Consider the following 17066-nt stretch of genomic DNA (forward strand, 5'->3'; position numbering starts at 1 on the left):
TCACTGACGACAGATATCGGTCGCACCCATGGCATTTCGCAAACCCAAGCCGGTCCCGTTCCGCACGGCCGGTGAGGTCGACGCCATGGCTGCGGCCGGATCTGTCGTGGGCGCCGCCCTGGTCGCCGTACGCGCGGCCGCCGCGCCCGGCGTGACCACGCTCGACCTCGATCAGGTGGCCGAGGCAGTCATCCGGGAGGCCGGCGCCGTCCCATCGTTCAAGGGCTATCACGGATTTCCCGGTTCGATCTGCAGCTCGGTGAACGACGTTGTGGTGCATGGCATCCCTTCGGCGGACGTGGTCCTGGCCGACGGTGACCTCGTATCGATCGACTGCGGCGCGATCCTCGACGGCTGGCACGGTGACTCCGCCTGGACCTTCGGGGTCGGCGAACTGTCCACCGCCGACGCCGAACTGTCCGAGGCCACCCGGATATCGATGGAGGCCGGTATCGCCGCCATGGTGGATGGCGCCCGCCTCACCGACATCTCGCACGCGATCGAGATGGGCACTCGCGCCGCGGAGCAGAAGTTCGGTCGGCAGTTCGGCATCGTCTCCGGTTATGGCGGCCACGGGATCGGCCGCGAGATGCACATGGAACCGTTCCTCGCGAACGAGGGCAAACCCAATCGTGGTCCGGTTCTCGTGGTGGGTTCGACCCTGGCGATCGAGCCCATGCTCACGCTCGGGACGACGGAGACATCCGTGCTCGACGACGACTGGACCGTGGTCACCGACGACGGGTCTCGCTCGGCGCACTGGGAGCACACCGTCGTGGTCACCGGCGACGGACCGAGGATTCTCACCACCCGTCCGAGCTGAGCCGCTGCCGAGCTGGGCCGCGGCCTGACTCGGTTCGCCACCCGATCGACCCGCCGATTGTTACGCTGACCACTTGAGATCGATTCCCGGTGGCGCCACGAGCCCGTCGGGCCCGGCGGATCGGACGGTGAGCGATGAACACGGCCGACATTGCAGAGCCTGAAACGGCATCAGATCTCGCGGCGTCGGTGACGGCGACGGTCCGACGGGTCCCGTTCACCATCGTGCTGTGGCTGGCGGTGCTCGTGCTCGGAATCGCGACAGGAGCGCTGTGGGGTCAGGCGCCCGACAAGGGTTGGTACGCCGACGTCGCGTTCGGTGTTCCGTCGCTGGCCGACCAGAAATGGTGGACGCTGCTCACCTCGGCGGTCGTGGAGACCAGTCCCGGCACATACGCGGTCGCACTGATCGCGATCGCCGTCGGGATCGGCTGGGCGGAATGGCGGTTGGGTACGGCCCGGGTGCTCGCTGTCGCCGTCGGCGGTCTCGTCGTCGTCGAGTTGCTCTGCGCGTTGCTGTTCTGGCTGCTCACTCGGGGTGGATTGTCGTGGCAGTGGGCGCGTGAACTCGGCGATGCCCGGACCGTCGGTGCGATGACGATGGTGGTGTGCGCGGTCGCCGCGGCAACCGCAACCCTTCGTTCGCCGTGGCGACTTCGTCTGCGCGCGTTGCTCGCCGCAGCGGTCGCGATCACTTTCCTCTTCGAGGGCACGCTGGCGACCGCGGAGTATGTCATCGCCGTCGTGCTGATGATCTTCGTCGGTGAGCGATGGCTCAGCACCGGCGAGAAGGGACTGTTTCCCAGAACGAGGCGCGAGGTGCGGATGCTCGGGTGCGTCGGCATCCTCATCATCGCGGCCGCGAGTCTCGTCGTGTGGTTCTTCCCGACCAGCGGGCCGCTGGGCCCGACCGACGCGACCGACGACGATTCGTTGTGGTCCATGCTGATCGGCGTCGCCATCAACGTGCTGATCGCCGACCAGTTGCGGCGGGGGCGCCGCTGGGCCTGGTGGGTCGCCGTGATCATCGGTTCGCTCAACGTGGTGGCGACGGTCATCGTGCTGGTGCTCGTCGCGATCACCAGAGACTTCGGGTCACAGGGAACCGTCACCGTGGGCACATCGCTGTTGTGGGCCGTGGTCCTGGCGATCCTGATCCCCGGCCGCTTCGCGTTCCGGGTGCCCTGGCGGGTTCGCCATGTGGGGCCCACCGGCGGCAATGACCCCGTGGACGCGGTCAAGGAATTGCTGCGTGTGCACGGCGGCGGCACCATGTCCTGGATGATCACCTGGCCGGGCAACGAGTATCTGTTCTCCGACAACGGGTCCGGGGTCGTCGCCTATCAGAATCATGTGGGAACCCTGCTCGCTCTGGCCGATCCGGTGTGCGACGAGGAAGACCTCGGGCCCACGGTGCAGGGGTTCATCGATCTGGCCGAGCACAGTGGGAAGACACCGTGCTGGTTCTCCGTCGGAACCGACACGGCCCGCACGGCAGAGGAATTGGGCTGGCGCAGTGTGCAGATCGCCGAGGACACCATCGTGGACCTGCCCGGGCTGGAGTTCACCGGCAAGAAGTGGCAGCACGTGCGGTCAGCGCTGAACAAGGCAAAGAAGCAGGCGATCTCGTTTCGGTTGACCCGACTGGCCGAAGAATCCTTCTCGATCAAGGCCCAGGTACGGGCGATCTCCGAGGAGTGGGTGGGCGACAAGGGGTTGCCCGAGATGGGGTTCACCCTGGGCAGTGTCGAGGAGGCGATGGATCCCGAGGTCCGGGTGGCGCTGGCCCTCGACGAGGATGGCAGCGTGCACGGCGTGCTGTCGTGGCTGCCCGTCTTCGCTCCGGGCGGAGAGGCTCGGGGATGGACCCTGGACATCATGCGTCGTCGGACCGATGGTTTCGGCCCGGTCATCGAATACCTGATCGCATCATCGGCGGTGGCATTCAAACAGGAGGGGGCACAGTTCCTCTCGCTGTCGGGAGCGCCGCTTGCACACAGCGACGACGAGCCGGAACCGGAACGGATGGACCGTGTGCTCGACAGTCTCGGGGCGGCGATGGAGCCGTTCTACGGATTCCGCTCGCTGCACGTGTTCAAGAAGAAGTTCAATCCGCGCTACGAACCGGTGTATCTCGCCTACCGCGACGAGGCCGACCTGCCGCGCATCGGCCTGGCCATCAGCCGGGCCTACCTGCCGGATGCGACACCGGGACAGCTGGTCCGGCTGGCGACCTCGGGCGACGGGTGAACCCGTCGAGAGTGTGACCGTCAGTTGTTCCCGGTCGACACCGACGGCGAGTTGTCCTTGGGCAGATACGGTTCCAGGGCTGCCGCCAGCTTGTCCGGGGTCATCGACTGCAACCAGATGTGGCCGGGGCCATGGATTTCGGCGAGGAACAGCGAGTCGCCGAAGAATTTGTTCTTGACGCCTTTGATCTTGGCGAAGTCCAGGGTCATCTCGCCTCGGAACAGGGCCAGATGACCAGGGTGAACCAGCATCGACTGGCCCGCTGCCAGATCGTATTCGACGAGTTCGCCGGACAGTTGCACCCAGGCGGCGCCCGACCCCGACAGCTTCTGGAACACCACCCCTGCGCCACCGAACACGCCGACGCCCAGCTTCTTCTGTATGCCCACGGATACTTCGACGTCGTTGGTGCTCGCCATGAACGAGCCCGACTGCACCATGAATTCGTCGGCCGCGTCGATCTGCAACTGCCGGATCTGGCCGGGCATGCTGGCCGCGAAGGCGACGAATCCACCACGCGACGGTGCGGTGTACTTGGTGAGGAAGAGTTGGCCGCCGCCGAGCATGCGCTTGAGGCCGCTCATGAATCCGCCCTTGCCGCCCGACCCGAACGCGGTCGATGTCTCCATGTCGAAACCAGGTGTCAACCAGGCCACGTCACCGCCCTCGGCGATGATGTGTTCGCCGGGGTCGAGGGTCAGTTCCAGGACCGGCATCGTGGTGCCGGTGATCCGTGTCTGCACCCGCTCAGCCTAATGCGGCAGAGGCGTGCTCGGTGTCGGTATCGACCCGGTCGGGTCGCGTGTAGAGGACCATCGAGTCGCCTCGCACGAAGCCGGCCAGCGTGATGCCGCGCTCGTCGGCGAGCTCGGCGGCCAGTGACGACGGTGCCGACACCGCCGACAGCACCGGGATACCTGCCATCGCCGACTTCTGGACGAGTTCGAAGCTGGCACGTCCGGACACCTGAAGGATGTGACCGCGCAAGGGAAGTCGATGCTCTGCCGTCGCCCACCCGATCACCTTGTCGACGGCGTTGTGGCGCCCGACGTCTTCACGGAGCACCAGGATGTCGCCGGTATGGCCGTCGACGAGCGCGGCGGCATGCAGACCGCCGGTCTTGTCGAAGACCGCCTGTCCGGCACGCAGGCGGGCCGGGAGATCCAGCAGCATCCCGGCGTCGACGACGATCGGGTCGGCGGCTGGATCGAAGTGCGACCGGGTGGTCACGGACTCGATGCTGTCCTTACCGCACACGCCGCACGCACTGCTGGTGGTGAAGTTGCGGCTCAGCTCGGGGGCCGGTGGGGCGACACCGGGGGAGAGCACGACGTCGAGCACGTTGTAGGTGTTGACGCCTTCGTCGGTGGCCCCCGCGCAGTATCGGGCCAGTTCGATGTCGGCTCCGCTGGTGATCACACCTTCGGAGACCAGGAACCCGATCGCGAGTTCGACGTCGCTGCCCGGTGTGCGCATGGTGACCGAGAGCCGGGTGCCGTTCACCCGGATCTCCAGCGGCTCCTCGACGGCCAGGACGTCGGCGCGCACCGAGGCCGGTGCGTCACGTCGAATCCTGGTCACCCGTCGTCGGGCGGTGATACGTCCCACGGTGTCGAGACTACCGATCCGACGATGCGTGATCAGACGTCGAGGATGAGCGTGACCGGTCCGTCGTTGATGAGCGCGACCTCCATGTGCGCGCCGAATCGGCCGGTGGCCACCGTCGCGCCGGCGTCGCGCAGCGCGTCGGCGACCGCGTCGACGAGTGGTTCGGCCACCGGACCCGGGGCGGCACCGTTCCACGAGGGTCGCCGTCCCTTCGCGGTGTTCGCGTAGAGGGTGAACTGGCTGATGACGAGTATCGGTGCGCCGACATCGGATGCCGAACTCTCGCGGCCGTCCTCGCCGTCCAGAATTCTCAGGCGCCAGATCTTGTCGGCCAGCTTCGCGGCCTGCTCGACGGTGTCGACGTGCGTCACACCGATGAGCGCGACCAGCCCTTGACGTCCGTCGGCGAGGTCGAGTTCGCCGACCGTATCGCCGTCGACCACGACCGATGCCTGGCTGACGCGTTGGATCACTGCACGCATGGGCCATAGCGTGCCATGTCGGTGGAATCTTCGGCGCCCGCGATGAGTTGTGCCGCATATGACGAGCGACGACATCGACAGGTCAACACACATCGCACGCTTCGGTAGCCACGGCGTCTGGGGTCGGTGGGACCGGTTCACCCCCGACGAGGCACGTCGTTTCGAAGAGTTGGGTCTGGGCGCGATCTGGCTCGGTGGTTCGCCGAAGAACCTGACGCCGGTCCGCGCGATCCTGGACGCGACGGAGACCGTCACGGTGGCGACCGGAATCGTCAACATCTGGAACACCGACGCCGCCGCCATGGCGGACGAGTTCTTCGAGGTGGAATCGGATTTCCCCGGTCGGTTCTACCTCGGGATCGGTGCCGGACATCCCGAGGCGATCGCCGAGTACCGCAAGCCGTACGACGCGGTCAGCGAGTATCTCGATGTGCTCGACGAGAAGGGGGTACCGGTCGAGCGCCGCCTGCTCGCCGCGCTCGGACCCCGGATGCTGCGGATGTCGGCAGATCGTGCCCTCGGTGCGCACCCGTATCTGACGCCCCCGGCGCACACGGAGGTCGCCCGGGATGAGCTGGGGGCGGGTGTGCTGCTCGCGCCCGAACACAAGGTCGTTGTCGACACCGATCCGGCCGCCGCGCGTGCCGTCGGTCGTCCACCCGTCGACCAGCCGTACCTGCATCTGCGCAACTACACGTCCAATCTGAAACGGCTCGGCTGGACCGACGCCGACATCGCCGACGGCGGCAGCGACGACCTGATCGACGCGCTGGTGGCGCACGGCGATGCCGCACTGGTGCGCGCCCGCGTGGACGAACATCTGGCCGCGGGCGCCGACCACGTCGCCATCCAGGTGCTCGGCTCAGCGGCGCCTGCAGTCGAAGTCGCGGCGATTCTCGGGGCCGGCTCGACGGTCTGATCACGCGGGACAACACCTGGCCCCGAACGATGTGACGTTGGGCCCTGGTCCGACGTGAGGCGGCGAGTGACGATGACATCATGTCGAAAGTTCTCGTCGCATACGCCAGCAAGCATCATTCGACTGCCGAGATCGCCGAGGCGATCGCCGCCGAACTGCGTGACCGTGGTCTCGACGTCGACTGTCTCGAGGCCGGTGAGACCGGGTGCGACGGCTATCAGGCCGTGGTCCTGGGCAGCGCCGTGTACACGGGACGTTGGCGCAGACATGCGCGAGATTTCCTGAAAAAGCACCACGACGAGCTCGCGACGATGCCGTTCTGGATCTTCAGTTCCGGGCCGACCGGCGAGCATGCCGAAGAGCAACTCGACGAGGACTCGAAATGGCTCGAACCGCATAAGGTCCTCGAGCTCGCGGAATCGGCCGGGGTGAGGGGCCACAAGGTCTTCGCCGGTCGCGTTCCGGACGATCCGCACGGGTTCATCGAGAAGTCGATGGCCCGCAACACACCGGAGGCGTTCCGCGACACCCGCGACTGGGACGCCATCCGGCAGTGGGCGGACGGTATCGCCGCGGAGCTCAGCTCAGCGCATACGTGACGGTCACCGAGAAGCTGAGCGTCTGCTGGCCGGGTTCCACCGGCACCGGAGCCGCGGACGCGACGGAATCGCGTTGCAGCGGCACGGGTTGGTCCTGTCCACTGGTCTGCTCGGTGATCGTCTGCACCTTGCCGAGCGAATCCCCGGCCAACGACGCGTATTGCTCCGCGCGGGAACGTGCGTCGTTGAAGGCGGCCTCCCGGGCCTGCTTCATCAACTCGGAGTCGTCGTCGATGCTGAAGCCGACGTTGCTGATCCGGGTGTTGTCTCCGCCGGCGGTCGCCGCCGCCGCCAGGACGTCGGAGGCCTTGCCGATGTCACGGATGGTGACCCGGATGGTGTTGGTGGCCTGATACCCGGAGATCTGGCTGGTCCCGCCCGGCGCCGGCGACGAATACTGCGGGCTGAGGTTGACCTGCTGGGTCTGGATGTCCTTGCGGTCGACCCCGGCACCGACGACGGCGTCGGTCACCTGTGTGACCTTCGTGCTGGTCTCGTTCAGGGCCCCGGACACATCGTCGGCGGTTGCCTGCACCCCGATATCGGCGTGCAGGGTGTCCGGTGTCCCGGTGACCTTTCCATTGCCGACGACGGTCACCGTTCGGGGCTTGTCGCCGCCACCGTCGTCGCCACACGCCGCCAGCGACAGTGCGCCGATGGACAGGGCGGCGAGGAGCGCGAACAGACGCGCCGGTCGTCGCGGGGTACTCACACCGGCTCCTTGAGCAGTAGACCGACCATCCAGCCGACGATGGAGATCACGATGGCGCCGAAGATGGCCGACCAGAAGAAGCTGTCGACCTCCAGGCCCCAGTGTGTGGTGTTCCGGGTTATCCAGGCCGTGATCTCCAGCATGAAGGCATTGATCACGACGTGGATGAGACCCAGGGTCAGGATGTACAGGGGTATCGAGAGGATCTGGACGACGGGTTTGATGAAGGCGTTGACCACACCGAAGATCAGGGCGACCACCACGACGATGCCGAACTGCTGCCAGCCCGTCGACCCCCCGACGAAATCGAGCCCCGGAACGATCAAAGTCGCGATCCACAGGGCGAACCCGGTGAATGCGGAACGGATCAAGAACGCGGACATGGGCACAGTGTGCCAGGTCGGTGGACGTCGTCCCGGATTTCGCTCGTGCCGGGTCGCGGGGTCGGCGGTGCATGGAGATGGCTCCGGCACCTACCCGATCTGGCTGCGGCGAATGGACACCAGCGCTCGAATCGCTTCCGCCGGCGGGGGAGTCTGCGGCTGGAATCGGATCGTTCCCTTCTCGACGTCGAAGCCGTCGAGCATCGGCGCCGCGGCCGCGACCGCGTCCGCGCTGAACGGATAGATGCCGATGTGCTTTTTGGTCCGCATCACCGAGAGCAACGGTTTGCCCTGGTAGGTGAGGGCCGGCATCCCGTATCCCTTTCCCTGCTCGGCGTCCGGCACGAGTTCGCGCGCTATCGCATAGATCCGCTCGATCGCTTGCCGATCGTCGTCGGCGAGTCCGGTCAGGTAGTCGTCGATGGTTGCCATCGGCCTCCTCTATGAGTTGCCGGGACCATCGAAGAGGCGGGTGCGGGTCCCGACGAGTGGTCCGCCCACGCGGGTCAATCTACGGGGTTGACGGCATGCGGCGCAGGTTGTTTCGCGACCGTGGTGATCATTCGGCGCCCTCGACGCGAGCACGATGGCGCTCGGTGAGGTCGGTCATCTCGCCGAGCAGACGGGCCAGCGCGTCCAGTTGTGCGGTCGAGTGGTCGTCGAAGAGGTGTTGGCCATCGGCGACCATCGGGCCGTAGAGATCCCAGATCTGTTGCTGTCCTGCAGTTGTCAGCTCCACGAGGACCCGCCGCCGATCGGTGGGCGAGGGCGATCGGCGCACGAATCCCTTGTCGGTCAGCCGGTCGATGAGTGCGGTCGTCGCGGCGGGTCGCAGACCGGTCGCGACGGACAGCTCACCGGCCGATCGCGGCCCTTCACTCAGCCAGTCGAGGCAGCGCAGATCCGCGGGCCCGACCCCGAGGCGTCGCCCTACCGCGTCGTCGAATGACTGCACGGTGCGCTGATAACGCTGCAGTGCACGGCCGACGGCATCCATCGCCTCTTGACGGGGCGTCGCCATCGTGCTTTCCTTTCGATAAGTGAAAGATTCGATTTTCGAATCATACAAGTTTCGTACGAAGGGATGATGACATGCGCGCGGTGATCGTGGGCGGCGGAATCGCCGGGCCGGCGACGGCGATGGCGTTGCGGGCCGTCGGCGTCGATGCGGTCGTGGTGGAGTCCCGGTCCGCGTCGGCGCGGCCGGTGGGATCCTGGTTCACCATCTCACCGAACGGGCTGGCGGCGCTCGATGCGCTGGGCGCGCTCGACCCGGTGCGTGCTCTCGGCGTGCCGACGCGTCACAACCTGATGATGGGTGCGACGGGTAATGAACTCGGGATGCTCTCGCTCGGCTCGCCCCTGCCGGACGGCACGCCGGCCTTGTCCTTCCAACGGTCCGAACTCGCGGCCGCGCTGGTCGGCGAAGCCGCGGCACGCGGGATCGAGGTGCGGCACGGGGCCCGTGCCGTTGCCGTGGAACAGGCCACCGGCGGGGTCGTGGTCACCCTCGCCGACGGCGAGAGGTGCACCGGAGATCTGCTGATCGGCGCCGACGGGATCCATTCGGTGGTCCGTGGCGCCATCGACCCGGCAACTCCGCGAGGGCGCTACGTCGGGCTCACCAACTTCGGCGGGATCACCCGCGGCACGTCGATGGCGGCGGCGCTGCGTGCCGAGTCCTGGACGTTTGTCTTCGGGCGCCGCGCCTTCTTCGGTGCACTGCCGACACCCGCAGGCGACGTGGTGTGGTTCGCCAACGTGCCCCGGGAGCCGATCTCGCCGTCCGAGCGAGCGCGGACGTCAGAGGCGCAGTGGCGCGCCCTGCTCGTCGAGCTGGCCTCCGGCGACGACGGAGGTTTCGCCGACCTCATCGTCGCCGGTGAACTCGAGCTCGCCGGCGACAACACCTATGACCTGCCGACCGTGCCCGTCTGGCACCGCGGTCGGATCGGACTGGTCGGGGACGCGATCCACGCGCCGGCGCCGAGCTCGGGGCAGGGGGCGTCGATGGCACTCGAGGACGCCGTGGTGCTGGCGTCCTGCCTGGCAGGGGCTGATCGCGTCGACGACGGGTTCGCGACGTTCGAGGCGGCACGGCGGGCACGCGTCGAGAAGATCGTCGCCGTCGGGGCACGGGCCAGCAGCACCAAGACGCCCGGCGGCCTGCGGAGGGTGCTCAACGACGCGATCATGCGGCTGATCTTCCGCTATGTCGTTACCGAGCGATCACAGTCCTGGATGTTCGATCACCGCGTCCGACTCGACCCGAATGCGTCGATCGGCTCGTGACACGTGGGGTGCTGCGCGCGAGATCCTGGCGGTTTGGTCTGAACTGGCAGTTCGCGTAACATAGAACGTCGGTGTGCGTCGCGCGCCGGTCTCTGCGTGTCCTCGGCTTTCCGGCCGCGGAACAGCGGGTCCGGCATGGGTCACCACCGGTGGGTCCGGTCAGTGATGATCGGAGTGCCATCACACTAACGGATAAACACGGATTCAACCCGGCTTCACGTCGTGGGATCGCTTCGCGGTCTCGGTGGACCAGAAGCCAGGATCGCGGAGGACATGGCGAAAAAAGACGGGGCCATCGAGGTCGAGGGACGAGTCATCGAACCCCTGCCCAATGCGATGTTTCGCATTGAGCTGGAGAACGGTCACAAGGTTCTCGCCCACATCAGCGGCAAGATGCGGCAGCACTACATCCGCATCCTGCCCGAGGACCGGGTCGTCGTGGAACTGTCGCCGTACGACCTCGGTCGTGGGCGCATCGTTTATCGGTACAAGTAAGACTTCCCCCAACAGGGGCGAGGACAGATCGGGTGCGGCTTTGTCGTGCCTGGACCAGTCAAGGAGAAGCGGACGTGAAGGTTCAGCCGAGCGTCAAGCCGATCTGCGAGAAGTGCAAGGTGATCCGCCGTAACGGCCGGGTCATGGTGATCTGCGAGAACCTGCGTCACAAGCAGCGTCAGGGCTGATCACTGGCAACCCTCGTGGTCGCTTGAGCGTCGCGCCGGGAGCGAGAGCGAACGGGCGATGGATACAGAACAACTGAATACGAAAACAGAGCTGAACATTTTGTAGCCAACATTTTGTAGCCAACACAGTGGGAAGCCCTCCCAGCACCAGCGCCGACATACGGGTCGTCGCCTACCTCCGGTTCAGAGGCCGGAGCCCGACAAGAGTTTCGGGACGGACTGGGAGCAGACCTCTGAGAAGAAAAGGAAACCGCCACATGGCACGTGTTGCTGGTGTGGATCTCCCCCGCGAGAAGCGGCTGGAGATCGCACTGACCTACATCTATGGAGTTGGTCGTACCACCTCCAAGGAGATCCTCGAGGGGACCGGCCTCTCCGCCGACCTCCGCGCGAAGGATCTCACCGACGCAGACGTTGCGAAGCTGCGTGAGTACATCGAGAACTCGGTGAAGGTCGAAGGTGACCTGCGTCGCGAGGTGCAGGCCGACATCCGTCGCAAGATCGAGATCGGCTGCTACCAGGGTCTGCGCCACCGTCGTGGCCTGCCCGTCCGTGGACAGCGCACCAAGACCAATGCCCGCACTCGCAAGGGCCCGAAGAAGACCATCGCCGGGAAGAAGAAGTAATGCCACCCAAGTCACGTAGCGCAGGCCCCAAGAAGGGCACCCGCCGTCGCGATAAGAAGAACGTCCCGCACGGCAACGCACACATCAAGTCGACGTTCAACAACACCATCGTGTCGATCAGCGACCCCAACGGCAACGTCATCAGCTGGGCGTCGTCGGGTCACGTCGGCTTCAAGGGCTCGCGTAAGAGCACTCCGTTCGCGGCTCAGCTCGCGGCCGAGAACGCTGCACGCAAGGCCCAGGAGCACGGCGTCAAGAAGGTCGACGTGTTCGTCAAGGGACCGGGTTCGGGTCGTGAGACCGCCATCCGGTCGCTGCAGGCCGCCGGTCTCGAGGTCGGCACGATTTCCGATGTCACCCCGCAGCCGCACAACGGTTGCCGTCCGCCCAAGCGGCGTCGGGTCTAGCGGGAAAGGGAGGACTAGAAAACCATGGCTCGTTATACCGGCCCCGCAACAAAGAAGTCCCGTCGTCTGCGCGTCGATCTCATCGGCGGCGACCAGGCGTTCGAGCGTCGCCCCTACCCGCCCGGCCAGCACGGCCGTTCGCGGATCAAGGAGAGCGAATACCTGCAGCAGCTGCAGGAGAAGCAGAAGGCCCGCTTCACCTACGGAGTGATGGAGAAGCAGTTCCGTCGCTACTACGAAGAGGCCAACCGTCGTAACGGCAAGACCGGCGACGAGCTGCTGAAGATCCTCGAGACCCGTCTCGACAACGTCGTGTACCGCGCCGGCCTGGCCCGGACCCGTCGTCAGGCCCGTCAGATGGTCAGCCACGGCCACTTCACCGTCAACGGTGTGAACGTGGACGTGCCCAGCTACCGCGTGAGCCAGTACGACATCATCGACGTCCGTCCGAAGTCGCTGCAGACCGTCCCGTTCCAGATCGCCAAGGAGATCCAGGGCGACCGTCCGGTTCCGGGCTGGCTGCAGGTGGTTCCGTCGACCCTGCGCATCCTCGTGCACCAGGTGCCCGAGCGCGCCCAGATCGACGTGCCGCTCACGGAACAGCTCATCGTCGAGTTCTACTCCAAGTAGTTCTCGAGCAGTCCAGCCAACAGCCACAAGGCTGTTCGGTTTCACCCTCGAGGCCTTCAAATAGCGGTAGGCCAAAGGAGAAAACACAGAAATGCTCATCTCACAGCGACCCGCCCTCACCGAGGAGATCATCGCCGAGAACCGGTCGAAGTTCGTCATCGAACCGCTCGAGCCGGGATTCGGTTACACCCTTGGTAACTCGCTGCGTCGTACCCTGCTCAGCTCGATCCCGGGCGCCGCGATCACCAGCATCCGGATCGACGGTGTCCTGCACGAGTTCACCACCGTCCCCGGAGTGAAGGAAGACGTCACCGACATCATCCTGAACCTCAAGGGCCTCGTGGTCAGCTCCGAAGAGGACGAGCCGGTCACCATGTACGTGCGCAAGCAGGGTCCGGGCACCGTCACCGGCGCCGACATCGTCCCGCCGGCCGGCGTCACCGTGCACAACCCTGACCTGCACATCGCCACCCTGAACGACAAGGGCAAGCTCGAGATCGAGCTCGTCGTCGAGCGGGGCCGCGGCTATGTGCCGGCCGTGCAGAACAAGGCGTCGGGAGCCGAGATCGGCCGCATTCCGGTCGACTCGATCTACTCGCCGGTGCTCAAGGTGACCTACAAGGTCGAGGCCACCCGTGTCGAGCAGCGCACCGACTTCGATCGGCTCGTGCTCGACGTGGAGACCAAGAACTCGATCACCGCTCGGGACGCGCTTGCTTCGGCGGGCAAGACCCTGGTCGAGCTGTTCGGGCTCGCTCGGGAGCTCAACGTCGAGGCCGAGGGCATCGAGATCGGGCCGTCGCCGGCCGAGGCCGACCACATCGCGTCGTTCAGCCTGCCGATCGAGGATCTCGAGCTGACCGTCCGGTCCTACAACTGCCTCAAGCGCGAGGGTGTGCACACCGTCGGCGAGCTGGTGGCACGGACCGAGTCGGATCTGCTCGACATCCGCAACTTCGGGCAGAAGTCGATCGACGAGGTCAAGGTCAAGCTGCACGCGCTGGGTCTGTCGCTCAAGGACAGCCCGGCCAGCTTCGACCCGTCGCAGGTCGCCGGATACGACCCGGCAACCGGTACGTGGTCGGATGACGCGTCCTTCGACGCCGATTCCGGTGAGGATTTCGCTGAAACCGAACAGCTGTAAGGCTGTCGCCAAAACCCTGACTTCCGGTCGTGAGATCGTGAGTTTCTTCTAGGAGAAGACAATGCCCAAGCCCACCAAGGGTGCCCGCCTCGGCGGGTCGGCCAGCCATCAGAAGGCAATGTTGGCGAACCTCGCCACGTCGCTGTTCGAGCACGGCCGTATCACCACCACCGAAGCGAAGGCGAAACGGCTGCGTCCGTACGCCGAGAAGCTGATCACCCACGCGAAGGCCGGTTCGCTGGCCAACCGTCGCCAGGTGATGAAGGACATCCGTGACAAGGACATCGTGCACACGCTGTTCGACGAGATCGGTCCGTTCTTCGCCGAGCGCAACGGCGGCTACACCCGCATCATCAAGACGCTGCCGCGCAAGGGTGACAACGCCCCGATGGCCGTGATCGAGCTGGTGCGTGAGACGACCGCATCGAGCGAGGCCAGCCGCGCGACCCGTGTCGCCGCCTCCAAGAAGGCCGCCGAGGACAAGCTCGACGCCACCGAAGAGGTCGTCGCCGAGTCGGACGCTGCCGAGGCCGACAACGTGGTCGAGGCCGTTGAGGCCGAGGCCACCGAGGCTCAGGTCGAGAACGCCGAGGCCGTTGCCGAGGCCGTCGACGACGAGTCCTCCGCCGCCACCGCTGCCGACGCCGAAGCTGCCGACGCAGACGTCGACGGCGACAAGAAGTAGTCGTCGTCTGAGCGCAGATCAGTTGCCAGAACCCGCCGTCACCACATCAGGTGACGGCGGGTTCTGTCGTCTGCGGTTGGACGTCTCCTATGACGGCACCGACTTCGCGGGCTGGGCAACCCAGGTGGGGCAGCGCACGGTCTGCGGGGTGCTGCAGGACACGCTCAGCACCATCGTGCGGGTGCCGGTCCGGCTCACCGTCGCCGGGCGCACCGACGCCGGTGTCCACGCCACGGGGCAGGTCGCACACACCGACGTCCCGGAATCGGCGCTGGCCGCCAGGTCCATCGCGGGTGATCCTTCTCGGCTGGTCGGCCGGCTCGCGAAGATGCTGCCCGACGACGTTCGTGTCCGGCAGATAACCCGGGTCAGTGGTGACTTCGACGCCCGATTCTCGGCCCTGCGCCGGCACTATCGCTACCGCCTCACCGACGCGCCGTTCGGTGCCGAGCCCGTCGAGGCTCGCACCACCGCCACCTGGCGCCGCCCGCTCGACATCGAGGCGATGAACGCAGCGTCGCGGTCGCTGGTGGGTCTCAACGACTTCGCCGCCTTCTGCCGGCGACGCGAAGGCGCGACCACGATCCGCGATCTGCAGCACTTCGACTGGACGGAAGGGCCGGGCGGAGTGCTGATCGGCCGGGTCAGCGCCGACGCGTTCTGCTGGTCGATGGTCCGCTCGCTCGTCGGCGCCGTTGCGAGTGTCGGGGATGGCCGGCGAGATGGGCAGTGGTGCGTCGGATTGCTGACCGAGACCACCCGCAACAGCCGCATCCCCGTCGCCGAGGCCCGCGGCCTGTGCCTGACCGGCGTCGACTATCCCGCCGACGACGAACTCGCGGCCCGCAACGAGATCACCAGGGACGTGCGGTCTTCCGGAGGGTGCTGCGGCGGCTGAACGCGATCAGCTCGTGGCCGGTGAGGGCAAGCACATCGATCTCACCGCGCGCCGGCATCGCTCGCGGGTGGCGCGCCGGTGGGCGTCTCCGGTACCCGGCGATTCTGGATCGCCCCGGTGATGACGTCACCCACCTTGTTGAGGACCTGATTGAGGCTTGCAGTCCCCGCGGCCCGTGCCTGGTCGGGGTCGCCCGTCGCGGCCAGGGTGTTCGCAGCCTTGTCGGCCGAGGCGGCACCGCCGATCAGCATCAGTTCCGGCACCACATAGCCCACAGTCCATCCGATGTCGACGGCGTTGACGGCGGCGGCCTGCGCCTTGGTCTCCGGATGTCTGAGGTCCGGCGGGTTCATCATCATCGGCGTTTGGACGGCGTCGAGAATCCGGGTGCGCCCCGCATCGTAGGCCGCACCGACTTGATCAGGTGTGCCACCCGAACGGGCAGTGTCGAGAACATTGATCATCTCGACGGCTGCCACTCCCATGACGTTCTTCACCTTCGGTACCACCATCGCGATATCGTGGCCGAACATGTCGGTGATCCCGCTGCTCGCCGGACCGGTCACCGTTGCCAACGCGATACCCTTTGCCCGGCTGTCGGATCCGGTCTCCGCCAGGGCTGTGGCGTACACATCGGGAGCGCGCAACGCCGCAGTCGGCACAGTGATCGCGAACTCGATCATCGGTGGGCAGAGCAGCACGCAGTACTCCCACTGGTTCTTTGCCATCCCCAAGATGATGGCTCCCGGCGGCGGCCCGGCGACCGGCCGGGGCTCGAATCCGACGGTCGACCGGGGCTCGAGGCTGACGGTCGACGGTTGAACGATCTCGGCCGCCGACGACTGACCCGGACTCCCCAGTGTCGCAGCAGTTGACGCCGCCAGAATGGCGACGATCGGTAGTACGCGGACATTGCGCAGCCATTCCATCAGGACTCCCAGGGGCAATACTTGCACGCTGTGGGTCAGAGCCTACAACGATCGGGCAATCGATCAGTGCTGATTGGAGTCATCGACGGCTCGCGCATGGACGACGAGCCGCCCGATGTCGACTGTTCTCTACGGTCCGCCCTCGCCGAACGGGTCGGTCCTCGGATCTACACGCACCGGCGGCGGGAAGACGGCGGAGTTCGCGCATGGCGATGCTGTCGGCAAGATTTCGGGTTCTGTCGGCGCGAAAGTGGTTTCTGTCGGCGGGGTTTGGGGCTCCCGCCGGGCTCAGTCTGTGTGATCGTGGTCTGTGTGATCGTGATCGTGATCGGTGTCGGCGGCGGTGCCGATGTCGGTCAGGTAGGCGACGATCATGTCGCCCAGCATCTTTCGCTGACCGGTGCGTTGCTCCGGGGCGGTCAGGTCGCGGCCGAACAGCGTCTTGAAGGTGTAGCGATTGGCGACCCGGAAGAAGCAGAAGCTGCTGATCGCCTGATGCACGTCGAGCGCGTCGACGTCGGTGCGGAACAGTCCTCGGTCCCGGCCCACCTCGAGGATGCGTCCGAGGATGTCGACGGCCGGGCTGCCCAGTTCCTGGACGGCCGCAGAGTTCTTGATGTGCGCGCCCTTGAGGATGTTCTCGCCGGCGACGATACGGATGAAGTCCGGGTTGCGGTCGTGGTGGTCGAAGGTGATCTCGGCCAGTTGGCGGATCGCCGTCACCGGGTCGTCCTCGATGTGGGTGACCCGTTGCTCGAGGCGTCGGATCTTTCCGTACGACGCCTCCAGGACAGCTTGATAGAGCCCGTCCTTGTCGCCGTAGTAGTAATAGATCATCCGCTTGGTGGTGTGGGTCTTCGCGGCGATCTCGTCGACCCGAGCGCCCGCGTAGCCCTTGTTGGCGAACTCCTTGGTGGCCACGGCGACGATGTTCGCCTTGGTCTTGTCGGCGTCGCGTCGGCGGATGATCTCGGTGGTCACCCTGTGAACTCTATCG

The 17066-nt window shown here is 66.1% G+C and carries 22 protein-coding genes; 13 read left to right on the forward strand and 9 right to left on the reverse strand.

Annotated features, from left to right (window positions below):
- Window positions 1-28: 28 nt before the first annotated feature.
- Complete coding sequence (gene map / locus AC4AMJ_RS04415; RefSeq protein WP_489896776.1) at window positions 29-823, forward strand: type I methionyl aminopeptidase; 795 nt, start codon at window positions 29-31, stop codon at window positions 821-823.
- 134 nt (window positions 824-957) lie between these two features.
- Window positions 958-3072 carry a bifunctional lysylphosphatidylglycerol flippase/synthetase MprF gene (locus AC4AMJ_RS04420; protein WP_489917360.1) on the forward strand — a complete coding sequence of 705 codons (2115 nt, stop codon included), beginning with the start codon at window positions 958-960 and terminating at the stop codon, window positions 3070-3072.
- Window positions 3073-3092: 20 nt separating this feature from the next.
- Here AC4AMJ_RS04420 and AC4AMJ_RS04425 read toward each other — a convergent pair whose 3' ends face one another.
- Genes AC4AMJ_RS04425 through dtd form a run of 3 tightly spaced genes read right to left on the reverse strand, consistent with a single transcriptional unit; the run spans window position 3093 to window position 5162 of the window.
- The gene (locus AC4AMJ_RS04425; RefSeq protein WP_489896774.1) at window positions 3093-3815 is read right to left on the reverse strand and encodes a TIGR00266 family protein; all 723 of its coding nucleotides are present in this window, start codon (window positions 3813-3815) and stop codon (window positions 3093-3095) included.
- A gap of 4 nt (window positions 3816-3819) precedes the next feature.
- Window positions 3820-4680: a formate dehydrogenase accessory sulfurtransferase FdhD gene (gene fdhD / locus AC4AMJ_RS04430; RefSeq protein ID WP_489896773.1), complete on the reverse strand. Its 861-nt coding sequence runs from the start codon at window positions 4678-4680 to the stop codon at window positions 3820-3822.
- Between the two features lie 32 nt (window positions 4681-4712).
- On the reverse strand, window positions 4713-5162 hold the full coding sequence (dtd, locus tag AC4AMJ_RS04435) for a D-aminoacyl-tRNA deacylase (RefSeq protein WP_489896772.1): 450 nt from the start codon (window positions 5160-5162) through the stop codon (window positions 4713-4715).
- A gap of 58 nt (window positions 5163-5220) precedes the next feature.
- On the opposite strand from dtd, the gene AC4AMJ_RS04440 reads away from it, so the two are divergent.
- Both AC4AMJ_RS04440 and AC4AMJ_RS04445 read left to right on the forward strand, forming a co-directional pair.
- Window positions 5221-6081: an LLM class F420-dependent oxidoreductase gene (locus tag AC4AMJ_RS04440; RefSeq protein WP_489896771.1), complete on the forward strand. Its 861-nt coding sequence runs from the start codon at window positions 5221-5223 to the stop codon at window positions 6079-6081.
- An 80-nt stretch (window positions 6082-6161) separates the two neighbouring features.
- Window positions 6162-6680, forward strand: coding sequence for a flavodoxin domain-containing protein (locus AC4AMJ_RS04445; protein ID WP_489896770.1), 519 nt, complete (start codon window positions 6162-6164; stop codon window positions 6678-6680).
- Here AC4AMJ_RS04445 and AC4AMJ_RS04450 read toward each other — a convergent pair.
- From AC4AMJ_RS04450 to AC4AMJ_RS04465, 4 genes are all read right to left on the reverse strand, one after another.
- Window positions 6661-7392: an SIMPL domain-containing protein gene (locus AC4AMJ_RS04450; RefSeq protein WP_489896769.1), complete on the reverse strand. Its 732-nt coding sequence runs from the start codon at window positions 7390-7392 to the stop codon at window positions 6661-6663. The two genes, AC4AMJ_RS04445 and AC4AMJ_RS04450, sit on opposite strands and share 20 nt — an antisense overlap.
- Window positions 7389-7775, reverse strand: a complete 387-nt coding sequence (locus AC4AMJ_RS04455; protein ID WP_489896768.1) for a phage holin family protein — start codon at window positions 7773-7775, stop codon at window positions 7389-7391. The genes AC4AMJ_RS04450 and AC4AMJ_RS04455 overlap by 4 nt, the downstream gene beginning before the upstream one ends.
- A gap of 90 nt (window positions 7776-7865) precedes the next feature.
- On the reverse strand, window positions 7866-8207 hold the full coding sequence (locus AC4AMJ_RS04460) for an iron chaperone (RefSeq protein WP_489896767.1): 342 nt from the start codon (window positions 8205-8207) through the stop codon (window positions 7866-7868).
- A gap of 127 nt (window positions 8208-8334) precedes the next feature.
- Window positions 8335-8796, reverse strand: coding sequence for a MarR family winged helix-turn-helix transcriptional regulator (locus tag AC4AMJ_RS04465; protein WP_489896766.1), 462 nt, complete (start codon window positions 8794-8796; stop codon window positions 8335-8337).
- Window positions 8797-8867: 71 nt separating this feature from the next.
- Here AC4AMJ_RS04465 and AC4AMJ_RS04470 point away from each other — a divergent pair, with 71 nt between their 5' ends.
- The 9 genes from AC4AMJ_RS04470 to truA all read left to right on the forward strand — a co-directional run bounded on the left by AC4AMJ_RS04470 (window position 8868) and on the right by truA (window position 15140).
- Complete coding sequence (locus AC4AMJ_RS04470; protein WP_489917361.1) at window positions 8868-10067, forward strand: FAD-dependent monooxygenase; 1200 nt, start codon at window positions 8868-8870, stop codon at window positions 10065-10067.
- Between the two features lie 273 nt (window positions 10068-10340).
- Window positions 10341-10562: a translation initiation factor IF-1 gene (gene infA, locus AC4AMJ_RS04475; RefSeq protein ID WP_005170487.1), complete on the forward strand. Its 222-nt coding sequence runs from the start codon at window positions 10341-10343 to the stop codon at window positions 10560-10562.
- A gap of 74 nt (window positions 10563-10636) precedes the next feature.
- The gene (gene rpmJ / locus AC4AMJ_RS04480) at window positions 10637-10750 is read left to right on the forward strand and encodes a 50S ribosomal protein L36 (protein ID WP_005207978.1); all 114 of its coding nucleotides are present in this window, start codon (window positions 10637-10639) and stop codon (window positions 10748-10750) included.
- A gap of 257 nt (window positions 10751-11007) precedes the next feature.
- Window positions 11008-11376 carry a 30S ribosomal protein S13 gene (rpsM, locus tag AC4AMJ_RS04485; RefSeq protein WP_235725006.1) on the forward strand — a complete coding sequence of 123 codons (369 nt, stop codon included), beginning with the start codon at window positions 11008-11010 and terminating at the stop codon, window positions 11374-11376.
- Window positions 11376-11783, forward strand: coding sequence for a 30S ribosomal protein S11 (rpsK, locus tag AC4AMJ_RS04490; protein ID WP_007616245.1), 408 nt, complete (start codon window positions 11376-11378; stop codon window positions 11781-11783). The genes rpsM and rpsK overlap by 1 nt, the downstream gene beginning before the upstream one ends.
- Window positions 11784-11807: 24 nt before the next feature.
- Window positions 11808-12413 (forward strand): 30S ribosomal protein S4, encoded by a 606-nt coding sequence (gene rpsD / locus AC4AMJ_RS04495; protein WP_489896764.1) that lies wholly within the window; start codon window positions 11808-11810, stop codon window positions 12411-12413.
- Between the two features lie 91 nt (window positions 12414-12504).
- Window positions 12505-13557, forward strand: a complete 1053-nt coding sequence (locus AC4AMJ_RS04500) for a DNA-directed RNA polymerase subunit alpha (RefSeq protein ID WP_489896763.1) — start codon at window positions 12505-12507, stop codon at window positions 13555-13557.
- Window positions 13558-13618: 61 nt separating this feature from the next.
- Window positions 13619-14242, forward strand: coding sequence for a 50S ribosomal protein L17 (gene rplQ, locus AC4AMJ_RS04505; RefSeq protein WP_489896762.1), 624 nt, complete (start codon window positions 13619-13621; stop codon window positions 14240-14242).
- 22 nt (window positions 14243-14264) lie between these two features.
- Window positions 14265-15140, forward strand: a complete 876-nt coding sequence (truA, locus tag AC4AMJ_RS04510) for a tRNA pseudouridine(38-40) synthase TruA (RefSeq protein WP_489917362.1) — start codon at window positions 14265-14267, stop codon at window positions 15138-15140.
- Between the two features lie 41 nt (window positions 15141-15181).
- Here the strand turns inward: truA and AC4AMJ_RS04515 are convergent, their stop codons facing one another.
- Window positions 15182-16069, reverse strand: a complete 888-nt coding sequence (locus AC4AMJ_RS04515) for a hypothetical protein (protein WP_489917363.1) — start codon at window positions 16067-16069, stop codon at window positions 15182-15184.
- 288 nt (window positions 16070-16357) lie between these two features.
- Window positions 16358-17050 carry a TetR/AcrR family transcriptional regulator gene (locus AC4AMJ_RS04520; RefSeq protein WP_489917364.1) on the reverse strand — a complete coding sequence of 231 codons (693 nt, stop codon included), beginning with the start codon at window positions 17048-17050 and terminating at the stop codon, window positions 16358-16360.
- Window positions 17051-17066: the final 16 nt, after the last annotated feature.

The organism is Gordonia sp. LMA484, assembly GCF_058129505.1.